19 protein-coding genes are annotated in these 17,665 nt (G+C 67.2%); 11 read left to right on the plus strand and 8 right to left on the minus strand.

The annotated features are described in order from the left end of the window. Window positions 1-3 precede the first annotated feature (3 nt). The 5 genes from infB to SFB74_RS15885 are packed head-to-tail and all read left to right on the plus strand — an operon-like array spanning window position 4 to window position 7,132. Complete coding sequence (gene infB / locus SFB74_RS15865) at window positions 4-2,976, plus strand: translation initiation factor IF-2 (RefSeq protein WP_432731733.1); 2,973 nt, start codon at window positions 4-6, stop codon at window positions 2,974-2,976. 24 nt (window positions 2,977-3,000) lie between these two features. Continuing rightward, window positions 3,001-3,372 (plus strand): 30S ribosome-binding factor RbfA, encoded by a 372-nt coding sequence (gene rbfA / locus SFB74_RS15870; protein WP_395315990.1) that lies wholly within the window; start codon window positions 3,001-3,003, stop codon window positions 3,370-3,372. A gap of 2 nt (window positions 3,373-3,374) precedes the next feature. Beyond that, entirely contained in the window at window positions 3,375-4,331 is a 957-nt protein-coding gene (gene truB / locus SFB74_RS15875) for a tRNA pseudouridine(55) synthase TruB (protein ID WP_432731734.1), read from the plus strand. Further along, window positions 4,328-6,166, plus strand: a complete 1,839-nt coding sequence (gene typA / locus SFB74_RS15880) for a translational GTPase TypA (protein ID WP_432731735.1) — start codon at window positions 4,328-4,330, stop codon at window positions 6,164-6,166. The genes truB and typA overlap by 4 nt, the downstream gene beginning before the upstream one ends. A 48-nt stretch (window positions 6,167-6,214) precedes the next feature. Next, the gene (locus tag SFB74_RS15885; protein ID WP_432731736.1) at window positions 6,215-7,132 is read left to right on the plus strand and encodes a DMT family transporter; all 918 of its coding nucleotides are present in this window, start codon (window positions 6,215-6,217) and stop codon (window positions 7,130-7,132) included. Between the two features lie 9 nt (window positions 7,133-7,141). On the opposite strand, the gene SFB74_RS15890 is transcribed toward SFB74_RS15885, so the two are convergent. From SFB74_RS15890 to smpB, 6 genes are all read right to left on the minus strand, one after another. Beyond that, window positions 7,142-8,566, minus strand: coding sequence for a hypothetical protein (locus tag SFB74_RS15890; protein WP_432731737.1), 1,425 nt, complete (start codon window positions 8,564-8,566; stop codon window positions 7,142-7,144). Window positions 8,567-8,670: 104 nt separating this feature from the next. Further along, window positions 8,671-9,066 (minus strand): COG4315 family predicted lipoprotein, encoded by a 396-nt coding sequence (locus SFB74_RS15895; RefSeq protein WP_432731738.1) that lies wholly within the window; start codon window positions 9,064-9,066, stop codon window positions 8,671-8,673. Window positions 9,067-9,158: 92 nt separating this feature from the next. Further along, window positions 9,159-10,004: an anti-sigma factor family protein gene (locus SFB74_RS15900; RefSeq protein ID WP_432731739.1), complete on the minus strand. Its 846-nt coding sequence runs from the start codon at window positions 10,002-10,004 to the stop codon at window positions 9,159-9,161. 22 nt (window positions 10,005-10,026) lie between these two features. Next, window positions 10,027-10,542 (minus strand): RNA polymerase sigma factor, encoded by a 516-nt coding sequence (locus SFB74_RS15905; RefSeq protein WP_432731740.1) that lies wholly within the window; start codon window positions 10,540-10,542, stop codon window positions 10,027-10,029. Window positions 10,543-10,574: 32 nt separating this feature from the next. Then, on the minus strand, window positions 10,575-10,955 hold the full coding sequence (locus tag SFB74_RS15910; RefSeq protein ID WP_432731742.1) for a COG4315 family predicted lipoprotein: 381 nt from the start codon (window positions 10,953-10,955) through the stop codon (window positions 10,575-10,577). 96 nt (window positions 10,956-11,051) lie between these two features. Continuing rightward, window positions 11,052-11,528, minus strand: coding sequence for an SsrA-binding protein SmpB (gene smpB / locus SFB74_RS15915; protein WP_125950853.1), 477 nt, complete (start codon window positions 11,526-11,528; stop codon window positions 11,052-11,054). Window positions 11,529-11,591: 63 nt separating this feature from the next. Here smpB and SFB74_RS15920 point away from each other — a divergent pair, with 63 nt between their 5' ends. After that, the gene (locus tag SFB74_RS15920; protein ID WP_432731744.1) at window positions 11,592-12,038 is read left to right on the plus strand and encodes a type II toxin-antitoxin system RatA family toxin; all 447 of its coding nucleotides are present in this window, start codon (window positions 11,592-11,594) and stop codon (window positions 12,036-12,038) included. An 8-nt stretch (window positions 12,039-12,046) separates the two neighbouring features. Further along, window positions 12,047-12,385: an RnfH family protein gene (locus SFB74_RS15925; RefSeq protein ID WP_432731745.1), complete on the plus strand. Its 339-nt coding sequence runs from the start codon at window positions 12,047-12,049 to the stop codon at window positions 12,383-12,385. 6 nt (window positions 12,386-12,391) lie between these two features. On the opposite strand, the gene SFB74_RS15930 is transcribed toward SFB74_RS15925, so the two are convergent. Next, entirely contained in the window at window positions 12,392-12,925 is a 534-nt protein-coding gene (locus SFB74_RS15930; protein ID WP_432731746.1) for a DUF4124 domain-containing protein, read from the minus strand. A 128-nt stretch (window positions 12,926-13,053) separates the two neighbouring features. Between SFB74_RS15930 and guaB the strand changes: the two genes are divergently transcribed. The 4 genes from guaB to guaA all read left to right on the plus strand — a co-directional run bounded on the left by guaB (window position 13,054) and on the right by guaA (window position 16,911). Next, window positions 13,054-14,523 (plus strand): IMP dehydrogenase, encoded by a 1,470-nt coding sequence (gene guaB, locus SFB74_RS15935; protein ID WP_432731747.1) that lies wholly within the window; start codon window positions 13,054-13,056, stop codon window positions 14,521-14,523. Window positions 14,524-14,600: 77 nt separating this feature from the next. Further along, window positions 14,601-14,849, plus strand: a complete 249-nt coding sequence (locus SFB74_RS15940; RefSeq protein ID WP_432731748.1) for a type II toxin-antitoxin system Phd/YefM family antitoxin — start codon at window positions 14,601-14,603, stop codon at window positions 14,847-14,849. Then, window positions 14,846-15,280, plus strand: coding sequence for a type II toxin-antitoxin system VapC family toxin (locus SFB74_RS15945; protein WP_432731749.1), 435 nt, complete (start codon window positions 14,846-14,848; stop codon window positions 15,278-15,280). Before SFB74_RS15940 ends, SFB74_RS15945 begins: the two co-directional genes overlap by 4 nt. 11 nt (window positions 15,281-15,291) lie before the next feature. Further along, on the plus strand, window positions 15,292-16,911 hold the full coding sequence (gene guaA / locus SFB74_RS15950) for a glutamine-hydrolyzing GMP synthase (RefSeq protein ID WP_432731750.1): 1,620 nt from the start codon (window positions 15,292-15,294) through the stop codon (window positions 16,909-16,911). A 69-nt stretch (window positions 16,912-16,980) separates the two neighbouring features. Here guaA and SFB74_RS15955 read toward each other — a convergent pair whose 3' ends face one another. Further along, window positions 16,981-17,592 (minus strand): outer membrane beta-barrel protein, encoded by a 612-nt coding sequence (locus SFB74_RS15955; protein WP_432731751.1) that lies wholly within the window; start codon window positions 17,590-17,592, stop codon window positions 16,981-16,983. Window positions 17,593-17,665 lie beyond the last annotated feature (73 nt).

The following is a 17,665-nucleotide window of genomic DNA, read 5'->3' on the forward strand; positions in this document are numbered from 1 at the left end:
AATATGTCCAGTACCACTGTCGCCGAGTTCGCGAACGAGCTCAAGAAGACTCCCGAAACCTTGCTTGACCAGCTCAAGAGCGCAGGCGTGCCCAAGGCGGCCGTCACCGATGCACTCACCGAGGCAGACAAGCAGCGCCTGCTCGGCCACCTGAAGGCCAGCCACGGCACTGTCGAGCCCGAGCGCAAGAAGATCACGCTGACCAAGAAGTCGACCAGCGAGATCAAGCAGGCCGACTCCACCGGTCGCGCCCGCACCATCCAGGTCGAGGTGCGCAAGAAGCGCACCTTCATCCAGCGCGATGACGGCCACCTGGCCGCGGCCTCCGAGCCGGCGCAAGCCGCTGTCGAGGCGCCCGCCGCGGCTCCGGCTGCACCCCGGATCGACGAGGCCGAACTGGCCCGCCGCGAGGAAGAAGCGCGCCGCCAGGCCGAGCTGATCCGTCGCCAGGAAGAAGAGCTGGCCGAAAAGCGCCGCCAGCGCGAGGAAGCTGAAGCCCGCGAGCGCGAGCAGGCCGAGAAGGCTGAAAAGGCCGAGCAGGAAGCCGCGCGCGCCGCCGCCGAGGCAGCGGAGAAGAAGGCTGCCGCCGCGGCAGCCGCTGCCGCCGCCGCAAAGCCGGCTGCTGCTCCCGCGCCCGCCGTGGCCGCGGCAGCTGCCGAGCAGAAGGAAAAAGAGAAGGCGGAAGCCGACAGCAGCAAGCTCGCCGCACAAGCCGCCGCTGCCCAGGCCAAGGAAGACGCGAAGGCCAAGGCCGCAGCCGAATCGAAGGCCCGCGCCGACGAGGAAGCCGCGCGCGCCCGCGATCTGGACGAACGCCGCCGCAAGGCCCTGGCGGAAGCCGAGGCCATCCGCGCCATGATGAACGCACCGGCCCGCGTGCTGGTGCCGCACAAGGCGCCCGAGAAGCCGCAAGCCGAGAAGGCCGGCGTCAAGGGCACGCTGCACAAGCCTACCGCTCCGGCGGCACGCGCGGGCGCACCTGCGGCTCCTGGTGCCGCAGCAGCACCCGCTGCGCCCGGCGCCGGCAAGGAAGTCAAGTCCGCGAAGCTCTCGTCGAGCTGGGCTGGCGATCCTGCCAAGAAGAAGGAAATCAAGACCCGCGGCGACGCCAGCGGTGGCGTCGGCCGGGGCAACTGGCGCGGTGGTCCGCGCGGCCGCCGTGGCAACGACCGTGGAGGCCATGAAGAGCAGCACGTGCCGGCCGCACCGGTCGAGGCACGCGTTCTCGAAGTGCATGTGCCCGAAACCATCACGGTGGCCGAACTGGCCCACAAGATGGCCGTCAAGGCGCAGGAAGTCATCAAGCAGCTGATGAAGCTGGGCCAGATGGCGACCATCAACCAGTCGCTCGACCAGGACACCGCGATGATCCTGGTGGAGGAAATGGGCCACAACGCGGTGGTTGCCGCGCTGGACGATCCCGAAGCCTTCACCGACGAGGACGTGTCGGCGCAGATCGCCGAGGCGCTGCCGCGCGCTCCGGTCGTGACCGTCATGGGTCACGTCGACCACGGCAAGACCTCGCTGCTGGACTACATCCGCCGCGCCAAGGTCGCCGCGGGCGAAGCCGGCGGCATCACGCAGCACATCGGTGCCTACCATGTGGAAACCGAGCGCGGCATGGTGTCGTTCCTCGATACCCCGGGTCACGAGGCCTTCACGGCCATGCGTGCCCGCGGTGCGCAGGCTACCGACATCGTGATCCTGGTGGTGGCGGCCGACGACGGCGTCATGCCCCAGACCAAGGAAGCAATCAAGCACGCGAAGGCGGCTGGTGTGCCGATCGTGGTTGCGATCAACAAGATCGACAAGCCCGATGCCAACCTGGACCGCGTGAAGCAGGAACTGGTGGCGGAAGAGGTCGTGCCCGAAGAGTACGGCGGCGACGTTCCGTTCGTCGGCGTGTCAGCCAAGACCGGCCAGGGCATCGACGACCTGCTCGAGCAGGTGCTGCTGCAGGCCGAAGTGCTGGAACTCAAGGCGCCAGTGGATGCCGCCGCCAAGGGCCTGGTCATCGAAGCCCAGCTCGACAAGGGCCGCGGCCCGGTCGCGACCGTGCTGGTGCAGTCCGGCACGCTCAAGACCGGCGACGTGGTGCTGGCCGGCTCGACCTATGGCCGCGTTCGCGCCATGCTGGACGAAGACGGCCGCGCGACCAAGTCCGCGGGTCCGTCGATTCCGGTCGAGATCCAGGGCCTGACCGAAGTGCCGCAGGCCGGCGACGAGTTCATGGTGATGGGCGACGAGCGCCGTGCGCGCGAAATCGCCACCTACCGTGCCGGCAAGTTCCGCAACACCAAGCTGGCGAAGGCCCAGGCCGCGAACCTGCAGAACATGTTCACCGACCTGTCGGCGGGCGAAGTTCAGACGCTGCGCATCATCATCAAGGCCGACGTGCAGGGCTCGCAGGAAGCGCTGGCCCAGTCGCTGCTCAAGCTGGCGACGGACGAGGTCAAGGTGCAGGTGGTCTACGCCGGCGTGGGCGGCATCAGCGAAAGCGACGTCAACCTCGCCATCGCCTCGAAGGCGGTCGTGATCGGCTTCAACGTGCGTGCCGATGCCGGTGCGCGCAAGCTGGCCGAGAACAACGGCGTGCAGCTGAACTACTACAGCATCATTTACGACGCCGTGGACGAGATCAAGGTCGCGATGTCGGGCATGCTGGCGCCGGAGCGCCGCGAGGAAATCATCGGCTCGGCCGAGATCCGCACGGTGTTCGTGGCCTCGAAGATCGGTACGGTCGCGGGTTCGTACATCACCTCGGGTTCGGTCAACCGCAGCGCGCATTTCCGCCTGCTGCGCGACAACGTGGTGATCTACACCGGCGAGATCGACTCGCTCAAGCGTCTGAAGGACGATGTGCGCGAAGTCCGCGAAGGTTTCGAGTGCGGTATCAAGCTCAAGAACTTCAACGACATCAAAGAGGGCGACCAGCTCGAGTTCTTCGAAATCAAGGAGATCGCGCGTACGCTGTAAGAAGCGTACGGAGCACCGCTGTCCATGCCCAAGAAGAAAGCAGCCACGCCCAACCGCGCCTTCAAGGTCGCCGACCAGATCCAGCGTGATCTGACGGAGTTGATCGCGCGCGAGTTGAAGGACCCGCGCGTGGGCATGGTCACGCTCCAGGCCGTCGAGGTCACGCCCGACTATGCGCATGCGAAGGTCTTCTTCAGCCTGCTGACGGGCGACGTGGCCGAGACGACCGAGGCGCTGAACCAGGCCGCGGGTTTCCTGCGCAACGGCCTGTTCAAGCGCCTGCACATCCACACCGTGCCCACGTTGCACTTCGTGTTCGACCGCACCACCGAGCGTGCGGCCGACATGAACGCGCTCATCGCACAAGCCGTCGCTTCGCGCTCGAAAGACGACTAGCCATGAACGCGCCACGCACAAGGGTGCAGCGGCGCCCTGTGCATGGGGTGTTGTTGCTCGACAAGCCGCTGGGGTTCTCCAGCAACCAGGCCTTGCAGAAGGCCAAGTGGTTGCTGCGCGCCGAAAAGGCGGGCCACACCGGCACGCTCGATCCGCTGGCCACCGGCGTCCTGCCGCTTTGCTTCGGCGCCGCCACCAAGTTCAGCCAGCTCCACCTGGATGCCGACAAGACCTACGAGGCCACGGCCCGCCTGGGCGTGAAGACGGCCACCGGCGATGCCGAGGGCGAGGTGATTTCCGAGCGACCTGTGCAAGTCACGCCTGAAGACCTGGCGCGCGTCGAGGCGCAGTTCACCGGCCCGATCCGCCAGATCCCTCCGATGCACAGCGCGCTCAAGAAGGACGGCAAGGCCCTGTACGAGTACGCGCGGGAAGGCGTGGAGGTCGAACGGGCTCCGCGCGACGTGGTGATCCACAAGCTCGAAGTCCGCGCGATCGGCGAAGACACCATCCGCATCCTTGCCTCCGTGAGCAAGGGCACCTACATCCGCACCCTCGGCGAGGACATCGGCGAGGCGCTCGGCTGCGGCGCGCACCTGACCTCGCTGCGTCGCATCGCCACCGGCGGCTTCGTCGAGGCGCAGTGCGTCACGATCGAGGCTCTGGAGGCCATGGACGAGGAAGCGCGCCTGGCGCGGCTGCTGCCGGCCGAGGCGCTCGTGGGCGGCCACAGCCGCGTCACGCTGGGCACGGAAGATGCGGCACGCTTTCTTTCGGGCCTGCGCCGCCGCGGTGCCTGGGCCGATGCCGACGAGGTGGCCGTGTTCGGCACCGAGCCGCAGGCGTTCCTGGGCACGGCCCATGTGACTGCCGGCGAACTGATTCCGGGGCGCTTGCTGAACCCCATCGAAATCCAGCAAATTCTTTTGAACGCACAACAGACCGAAGCGACACCATGAGTACCAAGCAAATCCGCAATATCGCCATCATTGCCCACGTTGACCATGGCAAGACCACGATGGTCGACCAGTTGCTGCGCCAGTCGGGCACCTTCGCCGAGCACGAGAAGGTGGTCGACACCGTGATGGACAACAACGCCATCGAAAAGGAACGCGGCATCACCATCCTGGCCAAGAACTGCGCCGTGAGCTGGAAGGGCACCCACATCAACATCGTCGACACCCCCGGCCACGCGGACTTCGGCGGCGAGGTGGAGCGCGCGCTCTCGATGGTCGACGGCGTGCTGCTGCTCATCGACGCCCAGGAAGGCCCGATGCCGCAGACCCGCTTCGTGACCAAGAAGGCGCTGGCGCTGGGCCTGAAGCCCATCGTCGTGGTGAACAAGGTCGACAAGCCGGGCGCCAACCCCGACAAGGTCGTCAACGCCGCCTTCGACCTGTTCGACAAGCTCGGCGCGACCGACGAACAGCTCGACTTCCCGGTGGTGTACGCCTCGGGCATCAACGGCTGGTCCTCGATGGAAGAGGGCGCGCAGGGCGAGCAGTGGGGCCCCGACATGTCGGCCCTGTTCGACACCATCCTGAAGCACGTGCCCTCGCAGAAGGGTGACCCGGCCGCGCCGCTGCAGCTGCAGATTTCGGCGCTCGACTTCTCGACCTTCGTCGGCCGCATCGGCGTGGGCCGCATCAGCCAGGGCACGCTCAAGCCCATGATGGACGTGCTGGTCATGGAAGGTCCGGACGGCAAGACCATCAAGGGCCGCGTGAACCAGGTGCTGACCTTCCAGGGCCTGGACCGCGTGCAGGCCACGGAAGCCGGCCCGGGCGAGATCGTGCTGATCAACGGCATTGCCGACGTCGGCATCGGCGTCACCATCACCGACCCGGCCAACCCGGCACCGCTGCCGATGCTGAAGGTCGACGAGCCGACGCTGACGATGAACTTCTGCGTCAACACCAGCCCGCTGGCCGGCCGCGAAGGCAAGTTCGTCACCAGCCGCCAGATCTGGGACCGCCTGCAGAAGGAACTGCAGCACAACGTCGCGCTGCGCGTGAACGAGACCAGCGAGGAAGGCGTGTTCGAAGTGATGGGCCGTGGTGAACTGCACCTGACCATCCTGCTGGAGAACATGCGCCGCGAAGGCTACGAAATGGCCGTGTCGAAGCCGCGCGTGGTGTTCCGCGAAATCAATGGCGAGCGCCACGAGCCCATCGAGCTCGTGACGGCCGACATCGAGGAAGGCCACCAGGGCGGCGTGATGCAGGCTCTGGGCGAGCGCAAGGGCGAGCTCGTCAACATGGAACCGGACGGTCGTGGCCGCGTGCGCCTCGAATACCGCATTCCGGCGCGCGGCCTGATCGGCTTCACGAACGAATTCCTGAACCTGACGCGCGGCTCGGGCCTCATCAGCAACATCTTCGACAGCTACGAGCCGCACAAGGGCGACATCGGCGGCCGCAAGAACGGCGTGCTGATCTCCATGGACGACGGTGAAATCTTCACCTACGCCCTGGGCAAGCTGGACGACCGCGGCCGCATGTTCGTGAAGGCGAACGATCCGGTGTACGAGGGCATGATCGTCGGCATCCACAGCCGCGACAACGACCTGGTGGTGAACGCCACGCGTACCAAGCAGCTCACGAACTTCCGCGTGTCGGGCAAGGAAGACGCGATCAAGATCACGCCTCCGATCGAACTCACGCTCGAATACGGCGTGGAATTCATCGAGGACGACGAGCTGGTCGAGATCACGCCCAAGAGCGTGCGCCTGCGCAAGCGCTTCCTGAAGGAGCACGAGCGCAAGCGCGCCAGCCGCGACCTGATGCAGAGCTGATCGACCGACTGCTCGCACACACGGCAGCAGCGTTCCTTCTTCTCTCTCATGCGCCTGACGCACGGCGGCGCCGTCTGGCTGATGGTCGTCGTGACCCTGATGTGGGGCACGGCGGGCGTCGTCACGCGGCACCTGGCGCAGGCGCACAGCTTCGAGATCACCTTCTGGCGCAGCCTCTTCACGACGCTGGCGCTGCTGGTGATCTTGCCGCTTTGGCGCGGGCGCGCCGTGTTCTCCCAGCTGCGCCGCGGCGGGCGTGAACTCTGGATCTCGGGCGTCTGCTGGGCCGTGATGTTCACGGCCTTCATGGTCGCGCTCACGCTGGCCTCGACGGCCAGCGTGCTCGTCACCATGTCGCTCGGGCCGCTGTTCACCGCGCTGGCGGCGCGCTTCTTCATCGGGCACAGGTTGCCCGCGCGCACCTGGCTGGCCATCGTGGTCGCCGGAGCGGGCATCGGCTGGATGTATGGCACCCAGTTGATGGACGGGGGCGGGGGTTCGATGGCCGGCACGCTGCTCGCGCTTTGCGTGCCGCTGGCCGGCGCCGCGAACTGGACCGTGGTCCAGCACGCCCAGGCCAAGGGGCACCGCATCGACCTGGTGCCGGCGGTGCTCATCGGCGCGGTGATCACGGCGCTCTTCACGCTGCCCTTTGCTTGGCCGTTCCAGGCCGGCGCGCACGATCTGGGGCTGCTGGCTTTCCTGGGTGTCTTCCAGCTCGCCATTCCGTGCGTGCTCTCGGTGCTGTGCGCCCAGGTGCTGAAGGCGCCCGAAGTCGCGCTGCTGGCCTTGCTGGAGGTGATCTTCGGCATCGCGCTGGCCTGGATCGGCGCAGGCGAACGACCCGCGCCAAGCGTACTGGCCGGTGGCACGCTGGTGATCGGCGCCCTTGTCTTCAACGAGCTCCTGGCGTTACGCGGACGGCGCACCACGGTCGCCGACACCGCGGTGCCGGGCGCGCACTGATTTTTTCCGCTACTGCTGCAGGCTTGGGCTGGGCACGCCGATGCCGGCCATGCGCGCTTCGAGCACCTTGCGCATGAAGGTCTGCGCGAAGTCGTCGCCCACGCGCCAACTACCGTTGTCGTTTTCCACGAAGGTGAATTCGCCCCGGACCGGCAGCGAGCTGTCGCCGCCCGAAAGAGCACCCATGAGGCTGTCGTTGTATTCGACGACCAGCGGGCAGGCGTGGCCCGTGCCATCTTCCAGCTTGCGGCAGGGGCCGGTGGGTTCGATCTCCGCGATCTCGCGCGAGCGGTTCGGGTCCTTGCGCACCAGGCCGGAATCGGTGCGCGGGCGCATGCGTGCGGCCGAGGCCATCCGCGCTGAGCCGAGCGGCGCCGCGCCTTCGCGAAAGGCCTTTTCCATCGCCTCGCGACCGATGGGCTCGGCGTTGTAGAGCGGCCTGCCGTCGGCGTCGAGGTTGCCGAAGCGGGCCTCGACGATGGCGACGTCCGCGCCGCGCACCACCATGTCGTCGCCCTTCGGTTCCGTCGGGCCGATGGTGTAGGCCATCGGTTCCTTGCTGTCGCCCTGCGTCATGACCGCCATGCAGCCGCGCACGCGTTCCGGCCTGAGGTAGCCGACCTCGCGCAAGCTGCCGACGGTGGGCGTCTCGATCACGGCGCCCCCGTTGGGGTCGAGGTGGCGCATGCGCACGTCCATGCTCACGCGGCGCATCAGGCTGTCGAGCGTCTTGCGCGTGGAGGCGGCATCGCAGGCAGGCACGCTGGCCGGGGCGAAGGCATACCAGCCGAGCCCGCCGCCTATGACTGCCACGGCAACCGCGAACTTCAGCGCGCCGATGCGGCTGCTGCGTTTCGTGCGTGCCTGCCACGCCTTGACGGCCTGCTCGTCGGCCTCGATGAGCGCCTGCGCCCCGGCCACGATGCGCGCGCGTTCGATGGCCGTGGCAAAGGCCGGCTCGGCCGCGACCTGGGCGCGCAGGGCGTCGAAGCGCTCCTTTTCGAGCGGGCCCTCGGTGGCCAGCCATGCCAGCGCGGCGACGGGCGCGGCGGGTACGGTACCGACAACGGGCGTTTCCACGAGCGCCATGTCGCGCGTCTCGGCGTCGATCAGGGCGTCCTTGTAGAGCGATCCGATGGCTTCGTGCGTGATGCCCTGTTCCCCCAGCTCGAAGAGGTCGTCGGCGTCGATGGAGGTGTCCGTGGCGTCGTCCCAGTGCGGGGCATCTTCATCGATTCGGTCGACCGCGGCGTGCTGCTCCTCCTCGGTGATGAGGCCGCGCACGCGCATCCATGCCAGCGCGTGGGCCGGGCCCGGCAGCGGGGGAAGGGCGGCGGCCTCGGGGTGGGCGAGCACGGCGTCGTGCTGCGCATCGCTGATCAGGCCCTGGCTCAGCAGGGCCCGGAACGCATCCGGATTGGCGTCAGGAGTCATGCGGGGATTCTGCCGTGGGTGGCGCCTGCCCCGCACCGGGGAAACCGGCAAGAAAAAAACGCCGGCGAGGGCCGGCGTTTTCGAATCGGATCCGCGGGAGGGGATCAGGGACGGGCGATCTTCCAGGAGCCGTTCGCGAAGCCGTCGCCGGTCTTGTCGCCGGGCTTGGCGTCCTTGGCCCAGTAGTACAGCGGCCAGCCCTTGTAGGCCCACTGGCGCTTGCCGTCTTCACGAATGATGATGGTGTAGCCGCCGATGGGCTTGGCGGTCTCGGCCACGGCCAGCGGGGGCCAGTTGGTGGCGCATTGGCCGTTGCAGGCGGAGGTGCCGGCACCGGCGGTGTCCTTGGTGAAGGTGTACAGCGTCATTCCGTTCGGCCCGACCAGCACGCCATCGGCGGTGCGGGTGGGCGTGTCGGGTGCGCTTGCGGTCTTGTTGGACATGCTGCCGCAGCCGGCAAGCAGGGCCGCCGCGAGGATCGAGGCGCTGAGCAATTTCATGCAGTTTCTCCTTCGGTTGAAAAATCGCGAAAACAAGCCGGCGACCGGGCGCCGGACAGGACGAGTGCGCGAGCCGGCAGTTTATGCGGTCGTTAAGACAAATCGCGGTAGGCGAGCGTCGCGAGTTTGAGCAAAAGGTCGCGCGGAAGCTTGCCGGCGATGGCATAGCCGAAGCCCTGGTCCACCCAGTAGAAGCTCGGCACGGGGCCTTCGGTGGCGAAGCGGAAGGCGGTTTCGTTGGCGGAAGGGGCCGTCGGCTGGGCACCGGCTGTGCGTGCGTCGAGGGTGCCGACATAGAGGGTCACCCGCTCGCCGGCGGCGTCCTCGAACATGAACTGGGCCCGTGCGCCGGTCTCGCCGGGCAGCAGGCGGCCGCCGACCAGCGTGTAGCCCTGGCTGGAGAGATCGGGCACCTTCAGGGGCCGGTCCAGGCGCCTGGAGAGCCACTGGACCAGGTGCTGCTGCTCGGATGCGGCCACTTCGACAGGGTGCCTCTTCTCGGGTGCATAGACGGCGTGCGCCACCGAGGCGTCGTGCACGAATTCGCGCACCGCCGGTGCCCGGGCCAGCTGCGCTCCGGCGCGCGGAGCGGACCACTGGGCCCATTGCGCATTCCCGAGCCAGCCGGCGGCAAAGGCGACCAGCAGACCTGCGGCCAATCCGCCCCAGCGCATCCAGGAGCCCCCTTGCTGCCGCGCTCGCCGGGTCTGATGGCGATCGAGCGCGCCCATCAGCGGCGAGGGGATCGGGGCGTCGAGCAAGTCGCCGTGCAGCCGGCGCAGGGCATCGCGCTGTGCATGCCAGGCCGCGACCTTGGCGGCTACGGCCGGGTCGCGCGCGATCGCGTCCTCGACTGCATCGTGGCGATCGGGGGCCAGTTGGCCGTCGACCCAGGCGTGAAGCTCGTCGTCGGTAGGGGGCGGGGCGGGGCGGTTCATGATCGTGCGGCGGCGGGTTTCTTCACTTGAGGCGGCGCAGGCCGGGGCGTGCCGGGGCCGATGCGCCGTCCATCAGCTCCTGCAGCCGGGCGCGGGCGCGCGACAGGCGCGACATCACGGTGCCGGCGGGAATATCGAGCACCTTGGCCACTTCGGCGTACGACAGGTCCTCGAGCGTCACCAGCAGCAGGACGGCGCGCTGCTCCTCGGGCAACTGCATCAGGCAGCGCTGCAGGTCGAGTCCCGTGCCTTGGTCGCGACCGGGATCGGCCAGGCCCTGCACCTCGTGCGCAACGTCGTCGAGCGGCACCACGGCATGGGGCGGCGGCGTACGGCGCACCTGGCTCGCGAAGATGTTGTGCATGACGGTGAAGAGCCAGGCGCGCAGGTCGCTGCCCACTACCCACAGGCGCCACTTGCCGCAGGCGCGCTCCAGCGTGTCCTGCACCAGGTCGTCGGCCGCCCAGGCATTGCCCGTGAGCGCCCGCGCATAGCGGCGCAGGCTCGGGATGTGCTCGACCAGCAGGCGGGCGTCCATGGGCTGTGGGCTATGTGGGGGCTGCCGGCCGCTCAGGGCTTGGCGGTCTTCCAGGTTCCGTTGACGCCGTCGCCGGTCTTGTCGCCGGGCTTGGCGTCCTTGACCCAGTAGTACAGCGGCCAGCCCTTGGCGGCCCATTGCTTCTTGCCGTCGTCGCGGGTGACGATGGTGAAGTCGCCGCTGGGCTTGTCGCCATCGGCGGCCATGAAGGGCGGCCAGTTGGTGGCGCAGTTGCCGTTGCAGACCGACTTGCCGTTGCCGGCCGTGTCCTTGTCGAAGGTGTAGAGCGTCATGCCGTTCGGGCCGACGAGCGCGCCGTCGGCGGGCTTGGGCTGGGCGAAGGCGGGGAGCGCGAGGACGGTGCTCAGGAGAACGGCGGAAACTGTGCGAAACGATGTGCGAAAAGGCGACATGGAAAAACTCCTTGTGTTTGGCGACACCGGTGTTCCGGTGACAACCGCACAAACGCCCGTGGACGGCCTTTTATTCCGTCGCCCCGCAAAAAAAGTTCAGCGGTTGCGGCTCTTCATTGCGCGCTCGACCTCGCGCTTGCCTTCGCGGTCCTTGATGGTGTCGCGCTTGTCGTGCTCGGCCTTGCCCTTGGCGAGCGCGATTTCGCACTTCACCTTGCCGGCCTTCCAGTGCAGGTTGAGCGGCACCAGCGTGTAGCCTTTTTGCTCGACCTTGCCAATCAGGCGGCGGATCTCGTCTTTCTTCAGCAGCAGCTTCTTGGTGCGGATCGAATCGGGGTTGACGTGGGTGGAAGCGCTCTTGAGCGGGTTGATCTGGCAGCCCAGCACGAAGAGCTCGCCGTTGCGGATCACGACGTAGCCGTCGGTGAGCTGCACCTTGCCTTCGCGCAGGGATTTGACTTCCCAGCCTTCCAGGACCATGCCGGCCTCGAAGCGCTCTTCGAAGAAATAGTTGTACGCAGCCTTCTTGTTGTCGGCGATGCGGGAGGAGGTATCTTGTTTTTTGGTGGCCATGACTCGGAAATATGGGGGCTGCATGGCTTCAATACAATCCGTCGCGCACGCTGTGCCGATTCTATGAAAACAGTCAACAAGTCCGTCCTCATCTGGTACAGCGCCGAAGAGATGTATGCGCTCGTCACCGACGTGGCCAAGTATCCGCAGTTTCTTCCGTGGTGCGATAAGTCGCGCGTCATCGAGGAGGACGAGGCCGGCATGACGGCCGAAGTCGGCCTGGCGTTCGCCGGCCTGCACCAGAGTTTCACCACCCGCAACACCCATGTCGCGGGGCGCGAGGTGCAGCTGAAGCTGGTCGACGGCCCGTTCTCCAACCTCGACGGCAAGTGGAAATTCACGCCCGTGGGAGAAGAGGGCGAACGCGCCTGCCGCGTCGAGCTGCACCTGAGCTACGGCTTCAACAACTTCGCCCTGCAGGCGCTCGTGGGCCCCGTGTTCGACACCATCGCATCCAGCCTGGTCGAAGCCTTCGTCAAGCGCGCCGAGCAGGTCTACGGCTCGCCCTGATTCCGTCGATGCCCATCGAGGTCACGCTGAGTTGCTCGCCCGCGCCGCGCGAGGTGTTCGAGCAGGTGCTGCGCCTGCCGCCCGATTCCACGCTGGCCGATGCGGTGCGGGGCAGCGATCTTTCGCAGCGATTTCCGGATCTGGATTGGCGCCACGCCATGACGCCGGGCATCTGGGGCAAGGCTGTCGAGTGGGATCAGGCCTTGAAGGACGGCGACCGCATCGAACTGTGTCGCCCCCTGGCAGTGGACCCCAAGGTGGCGCGCCGGGAGCGCTTCCAGCGCCAGGGCTCGAAGGGAACCGGCCTGTTCGCAAACCGCCGCAAAGGCGGCAAGGCCGGCTACTGACGACCGCTACTTGCAGTCGCTGTTGATCACGTCCTGAATGCGCTTCTGCTCGGCGGCGCGGGCGGCGTCGTCCATGATCTCGCGCTCGCCCTTGGCATTGACCTTCGCGAGGCGGATGCCGCTGTCGACCGTGGCCTTGCTCTGGCGGGCGAGGGCGCAGTTGTCGGCCTTGGCCTTTGCCACCTTGGCTTCTTCGGCAGCCTGCTTGGCCTTCTGCTCGGCTTCGGCCTTCTTGGTCTTTTCCTCGAGTTCCTTGTCTACGCCCGTGGGCTTGGGCGCGGCCGCGGCCTTCGGCGCAGCGGCAGGGGCGTCGGCGGCGCCTTCCGCCGGGGGCGGCGCGTCGACGTTCGGGTTCGCGGTGGACCGCGCCGCCGGCGGCGGGCCTACGCGGCGCAGGATGTTCTTCTCGGGCACGTCGGGCGGCGGAGCCTGGTCGCTGTAGACCTTCTTGCCGTTCTTGTCGAGCCATTGCCATTGAGCGCTCGCCGACAGCGGCAGCGCAACGACACATCCCAGTACCAGCCAGTGCACGAATTTCATCCCCGAAGTTTAGCCGGGCCTTACTTTTTGCAACATCCGGGTTGGGTGGTTTTGCAACGATCGCCAATTGCCCGCGCCGGCAAACCCATTGGCGGCCTCGTTACAATCCGTCTTTTGGAGCTTCACCCATGCGCCTTCTCGGCAAAGCGCTCACCTTCGACGACGTGTTGTTGGTGCCAGCGTTCTCCCAGGTCCTGCCCAAGGACACCTCCCTCGCCACCAAGTTCTCCCGCAACATCACGCTGAACCTGCCGCTCGTCTCTGCGGCCATGGACACCGTGACCGAAGCCCGCCTCGCGATCGCCATCGCGCAGGAAGGCGGCATCGGGATCGTGCACAAGAACCTCACCGCGCAGCAGCAGGCCGCAGAAGTGGCCCGGGTGAAGCGCTACGAATCGGGCGTGCTGCGCGATCCGGTGGTGATCACGCCTACGCACTCGGTGCGCCAGGTGATGGCGCTGTCGGACCAGCTCGGCATCTCGGGCTTCCCGGTGGTCGACGCCGGCAAGGTGGTCGGCATCGTCACCGGCCGCGACCTTCGCTTCGAGAACCGCTACGACGTGCCCGTCAGCGAGATCATGACGCGCCGCGAGAAGCTCATCACCGTGCCCGACGGCACCACGCTGGCCGAGGCCAAGGCGCTGCTGAACAAGCACAAGCTCGAGCGCCTGCTCGTCATCAACGGCGACTGGGAGCTCAAGGGCCTCATCACCGTCAAGGACATCACCAAGCAGACCAGCTTCCCCAACGCCGCACGCGACGCCAACGGCCGCCTGCGCGTGGGCGCGGCTGTCGGCGTGGGCGACGGCACCGAGGAGCGCGTCGAGGCGCTCGTGAAGGCCGGCGTCGACGCCATCGTGGTCGACACCGCCCACGGCCACAGCGCCGGCGTGATCGAGCGCGTGCGCTGGGTCAAGAAGAACTACCCGCAGGTCGACGTGATCGGCGGCAACATCGCCACCGGCGACGCAGCGCGCGCGCTGGCCGACGCCGGCGCCGACGCGGTCAAGGTCGGCATCGGCCCCGGCTCCATCTGCACCACCCGCATCGTGGCCGGCGTGGGCGTGCCGCAGATCATGGCGGTCGACAGCGTCGCCACCGCGCTGCAGGGCACGGGCATTCCGCTGATCTCCGACGGCGGCGTGCGCTACTCGGGCGACATCGCCAAGGCCATCGCGGCCGGCGCCAGCACCGTCATGATGGGCAGCATGTTCGCCGGCACCGAAGAGGCGCCGGGCGAAATCGTGCTGTACCAGGGCCGCAGCTACAAGAGCTACCGCGGCATGGGCTCCATCGGCGCGATGCAGCAGGGCAGCGCCGACCGGTACTTCCAGGAGTCGACCACCGGCAACCCCAACACCGACAAGCTCGTGCCCGAAGGCATCGAAGGCCGCGTGCCCTACAAGGGCTCGATCGTCTCCATCGTCTACCAGATGGCCGGCGGCGTGCGCGCCAGCATGGGCTACTGCGGCTGCGCGACCATCGAGGACATGCAGAACAAGGCCGAGTTCGTCGAGATCACCACGGCCGGCATCCGTGAGAGCCACGTCCACGACGTGCAGATCACGAAGGAAGCGCCGAACTACCGCGCTGAATAAGCCCAATCTGGCCAGACCTTGAAAATCGGGCCAGACTGGGTTTAAAATTTGGGCCAGATTCAAATTTTCTGGCCCAAATGCAATCCATCGGCATCGCCGAAGCCAAGAACAACTTCTCCGCCCTGATCGACTCGGTCGAAAAGGGCGAGGAGGTTCGCATCACCCGCCACGGCAAGGAAGTCGTGCGCATGCTGCCGGTGCGCCGCAAGCCGGTCATCACCGACGAGCAGATCGAGCGCGAACTGGGCCAGATCGACGCGCTCCACGCCGCCATCCAGCCCGGCCCGCAGCCGCGCGCCCTGCTTGACGAGGGGCGCCAACAATGACCGCCTTCGTCATGGATGCCTCGGTCACGGCCGCCTGGCTGCTTCCAGACATGGCCAGCGAGCACACCCGCAGGCTCTACGCCGCCATACGCCGCGACGAGGTCGAGCCGCAAGCGCCCAACGCCTGGCAATGGGAGTGCGCCAACATCCTCGCCAACGGCGTGCGCAGCGGCCGCATTCCATCGTCCGCCGTCGAAGGGCTGTGGAGCGTGCTCGATGCCATCCGCCATCGCGTCGAGCTGCACGAGCTCGCGCCGGCGCAGCACAAGGCCGTGCTCGCCGTTGCCATCGACGCCGGCGTATCTCTCTACGACGCGGGCTATCTCTGGCTCGCCAAGTCGCTCAATCTCCCGCTCGCCACCTTCGACGAGCAACTCATCCGGGCTGCACCCCAGGCGGGAGTGAAGCTGCTCGACATTTCAACGCTCTGAGTCCTTTCGCCATGCAACACGACAAGATCCTCATCCTCGATTTCGGCTCGCAGGTCACGCAGCTCATCGCACGCCGCGTGCGCGAAGCTCATGTGCTGAGCGAAGTGCATCCCTGCGACGTCACCGACGAATGGGTGCGCGAGTACGCGGCCGACGGCCACCTGAAGGGCGTGATCCTCTCCGGCAGCCACGCCAGCGTGTACGAAGAGACCACGGACAAGGCCCCGCAGGCCGTGTTCGACCTCGGCGTGCCGGTGCTCGGCATCTGCTACGGCATGCAGACCATGGCCCACCAGCTCGGCGGCAAGGTCGAGGGCGGTCACAAGCGCGAATTCGGTTTCGCGGCCGTTCGCGCCCACGGCCACACCGCGCTGCTGAAGGACATCGCCGACTTCACCACCCCCGAAGGCCACGGCATGCTCAACGTGTGGATGAGCCACGGCGACAAGGTCACTGAACTGCCGCCGGGCTTCAAGCTCATGGCCAGCACCGACAGCTGCCCCATCGCCGGCATGGCCGACGAGGCGCGCCGCTACTACGCGGTGCAGTTCCACCCCGAAGTCACGCACACGACGCAGGGCAAGGCGATCCTCGAACGCTTCGTGCTCGGCATCTGCGGCGCGAAGCCCGACTGGGTCATGCGCGACCACATCGCCGAAGCCGTCGAGAAGATCCGCGAGCAGGTGGGCGATGAAGAAGTCATCCTGGGCCTTTCGGGCGGCGTCGATTCGAGCGTGGCCGCCGCGCTCATCCACCGCGCCATCGGCGACCAGCTGACCTGCGTGTTCGTCGACCACGGCCTGCTGCGCCTGAATGAAGGCGACATGGTCATGGAAATGTTCGAAGGCAAGCTGCACGCGAAGGTGATCCGCGTCGACGCCAGCGACCTGTTCCTCGGCAAGCTCGCCGGCGTGAGCGACCCCGAAGCCAAGCGCAAGATCATCGGCGGCGAGTTCGTCACCGTGTTCAAGCAGGAGGCCGCCAAGCTCAAGGCGGGCGGGGGAGGCCACAAGGGCGCGACCTTTCTGGCGCAGGGCACCATCTATCCCGACGTCATCGAGTCGGGCGGCGCCAAGAGCAAGAAGGCCGTCACCATCAAGAGTCACCACAACGTGGGTGGCCTGCCCGAGCAGCTGGGCCTCAAGCTGCTGGAGCCGCTGCGCGACCTGTTCAAGGACGAAGTGCGCGAACTGGGCGTGGCGCTCGGCCTGCCACCCGAGATGGTGTATCGCCACCCGTTCCCCGGCCCGGGCCTGGGCGTGCGCATCCTCGGCGAAGTGAAGAAGGAATACGCCGACCTGCTGCGCCGCGCCGACGCGATCTTCATCGAGGAGCTGCGCAACTTCACCGACGAGGCCACCGGCAAGACCTGGTACGACCTCACGAGCCAGGCCTTCACCGTGTTCCTGCCGGTGAAGAGCGTGGGCGTGATGGGCGACGGCCGCACCTACGACTACGTGGTGGCGCTGCGCGCCGTGCAGACCAGCGACTTCATGACCGCCGACTGGGCCGAGCTGCCGTATGCGCTGCTGAAGAAGGTGTCGGGCCGCATCATCAACGAAGTGCGCGGCATCAACCGCGTGACCTACGACGTTTCGAGCAAGCCGCCGGCGACGATCGAGTGGGAGTGACGCACCAGGCAACGCGGCCCCGCTGATGCGAGGCCGCGTCGATGAGTTCTCAGAAGGAAGAGGCGGCGCTCAGAAGTTCGCCTTCAAACCCACGGTCACCATCCCACCCTTCGCCTGCTTCGACAGTTTGCCGAAGTAGTCGTAGTCCGCGGTGACCGACAGGTTCTGCGTCACGCGGTACTCGGCGCCGAAGCCGGCCATCATGCCGGTCGAGCTGCCCGAGATGCGCTGGCTGGGCAGTGCCCAGTTGTTGTCGCCGGAGACGCGTCCGCGCGCGATGCCGAGGCGGCCGTTGAGCGCGAAGGATTCGCCCAGCGGCAGGCGGGCGGTGGCGGCCGCGTAGAAGACCTGGCCGGTGCCCGACTGCAGGCGCGAGTAGGCGCCGTTCGAACTCCACTGGCTCACGCGGCCGAGGCGCGCATAGCCGGCTTCCACCCCGAAGGTCTCGGTGAAGCGATAACCGCCGTACAGCTTGTAGGCCGTGCCGCTCTTGCTGCTCTTCTCGCCGCCCCACGGCACGGGCACGCGGTTGGAGGACGAGAGGCTGTAGCTCGAGCGGCCGATGGCGCCGCCCACGTAGATTCCGGAGTCCTGGTTCGCTCCGGCGGCGCTCGCTGCCATGGAGGCGGTGCCGAGCAGAAGGGCTGCTGCGAGGACGGTGCAGGCTTGCGTTTTCGTCAAGATGAAATTCCTGGTTGGATGGTTGATTGAATCGATCCGACAGGTGGCTGCCGCGCGTTGATTGCTGCGGTGC

Origin of the sequence: Variovorax xiamenensis (assembly GCF_050916385.1) — a bacterium.
Lineage (GTDB): Bacteria > Pseudomonadota > Gammaproteobacteria > Burkholderiales > Burkholderiaceae_C > Variovorax.

Excerpts from the sequence above, each read along its gene's own strand:
- SFB74_RS15925 (WP_432731745.1), top strand. The coding sequence starts at position 12,047 with ATGCCCATCGAGGTCACGCTGAGTTGCTCGCCCGCGCCGCGCGAGGTG.
- infB (WP_432731733.1), top strand. The coding sequence starts at position 4 with ATGTCCAGTACCACTGTCGCCGAGTTCGCGAACGAGCTCAAGAAGACT.
- SFB74_RS15920 (WP_432731744.1), top strand. The coding sequence starts at position 11,592 with ATGAAAACAGTCAACAAGTCCGTCCTCATCTGGTACAGCGCCGAAGAG.
- SFB74_RS15890 (WP_432731737.1), bottom strand. The coding sequence starts at position 8,566 with ATGACTCCTGACGCCAATCCGGATGCGTTCCGGGCCCTGCTGAGCCAG.
- guaB (WP_432731747.1), top strand. The coding sequence starts at position 13,054 with ATGCGCCTTCTCGGCAAAGCGCTCACCTTCGACGACGTGTTGTTGGTG.
- SFB74_RS15900 (WP_432731739.1), bottom strand. The coding sequence starts at position 10,004 with ATGAACCGCCCCGCCCCGCCCCCTACCGACGACGAGCTTCACGCCTGG.
- SFB74_RS15945 (WP_432731749.1), top strand. The coding sequence starts at position 14,846 with ATGACCGCCTTCGTCATGGATGCCTCGGTCACGGCCGCCTGGCTGCTT.
- SFB74_RS15895 (WP_432731738.1), bottom strand. The coding sequence starts at position 9,066 with ATGAAATTGCTCAGCGCCTCGATCCTCGCGGCGGCCCTGCTTGCCGGC.
- SFB74_RS15885 (WP_432731736.1), top strand. The coding sequence starts at position 6,215 with ATGCGCCTGACGCACGGCGGCGCCGTCTGGCTGATGGTCGTCGTGACC.
- guaA (WP_432731750.1), top strand. The coding sequence starts at position 15,292 with ATGCAACACGACAAGATCCTCATCCTCGATTTCGGCTCGCAGGTCACG.
- truB (WP_432731734.1), top strand. The coding sequence starts at position 3,375 with ATGAACGCGCCACGCACAAGGGTGCAGCGGCGCCCTGTGCATGGGGTG.
- rbfA (WP_395315990.1), top strand. The coding sequence starts at position 3,001 with ATGCCCAAGAAGAAAGCAGCCACGCCCAACCGCGCCTTCAAGGTCGCC.
- SFB74_RS15910 (WP_432731742.1), bottom strand. The coding sequence starts at position 10,955 with ATGTCGCCTTTTCGCACATCGTTTCGCACAGTTTCCGCCGTTCTCCTG.
- SFB74_RS15930 (WP_432731746.1), bottom strand. The coding sequence starts at position 12,925 with ATGAAATTCGTGCACTGGCTGGTACTGGGATGTGTCGTTGCGCTGCCG.
- SFB74_RS15905 (WP_432731740.1), bottom strand. The coding sequence starts at position 10,542 with ATGGACGCCCGCCTGCTGGTCGAGCACATCCCGAGCCTGCGCCGCTAT.
- SFB74_RS15940 (WP_432731748.1), top strand. The coding sequence starts at position 14,601 with ATGCAATCCATCGGCATCGCCGAAGCCAAGAACAACTTCTCCGCCCTG.
- typA (WP_432731735.1), top strand. The coding sequence starts at position 4,328 with ATGAGTACCAAGCAAATCCGCAATATCGCCATCATTGCCCACGTTGAC.
- smpB (WP_125950853.1), bottom strand. The coding sequence starts at position 11,528 with ATGGCCACCAAAAAACAAGATACCTCCTCCCGCATCGCCGACAACAAG.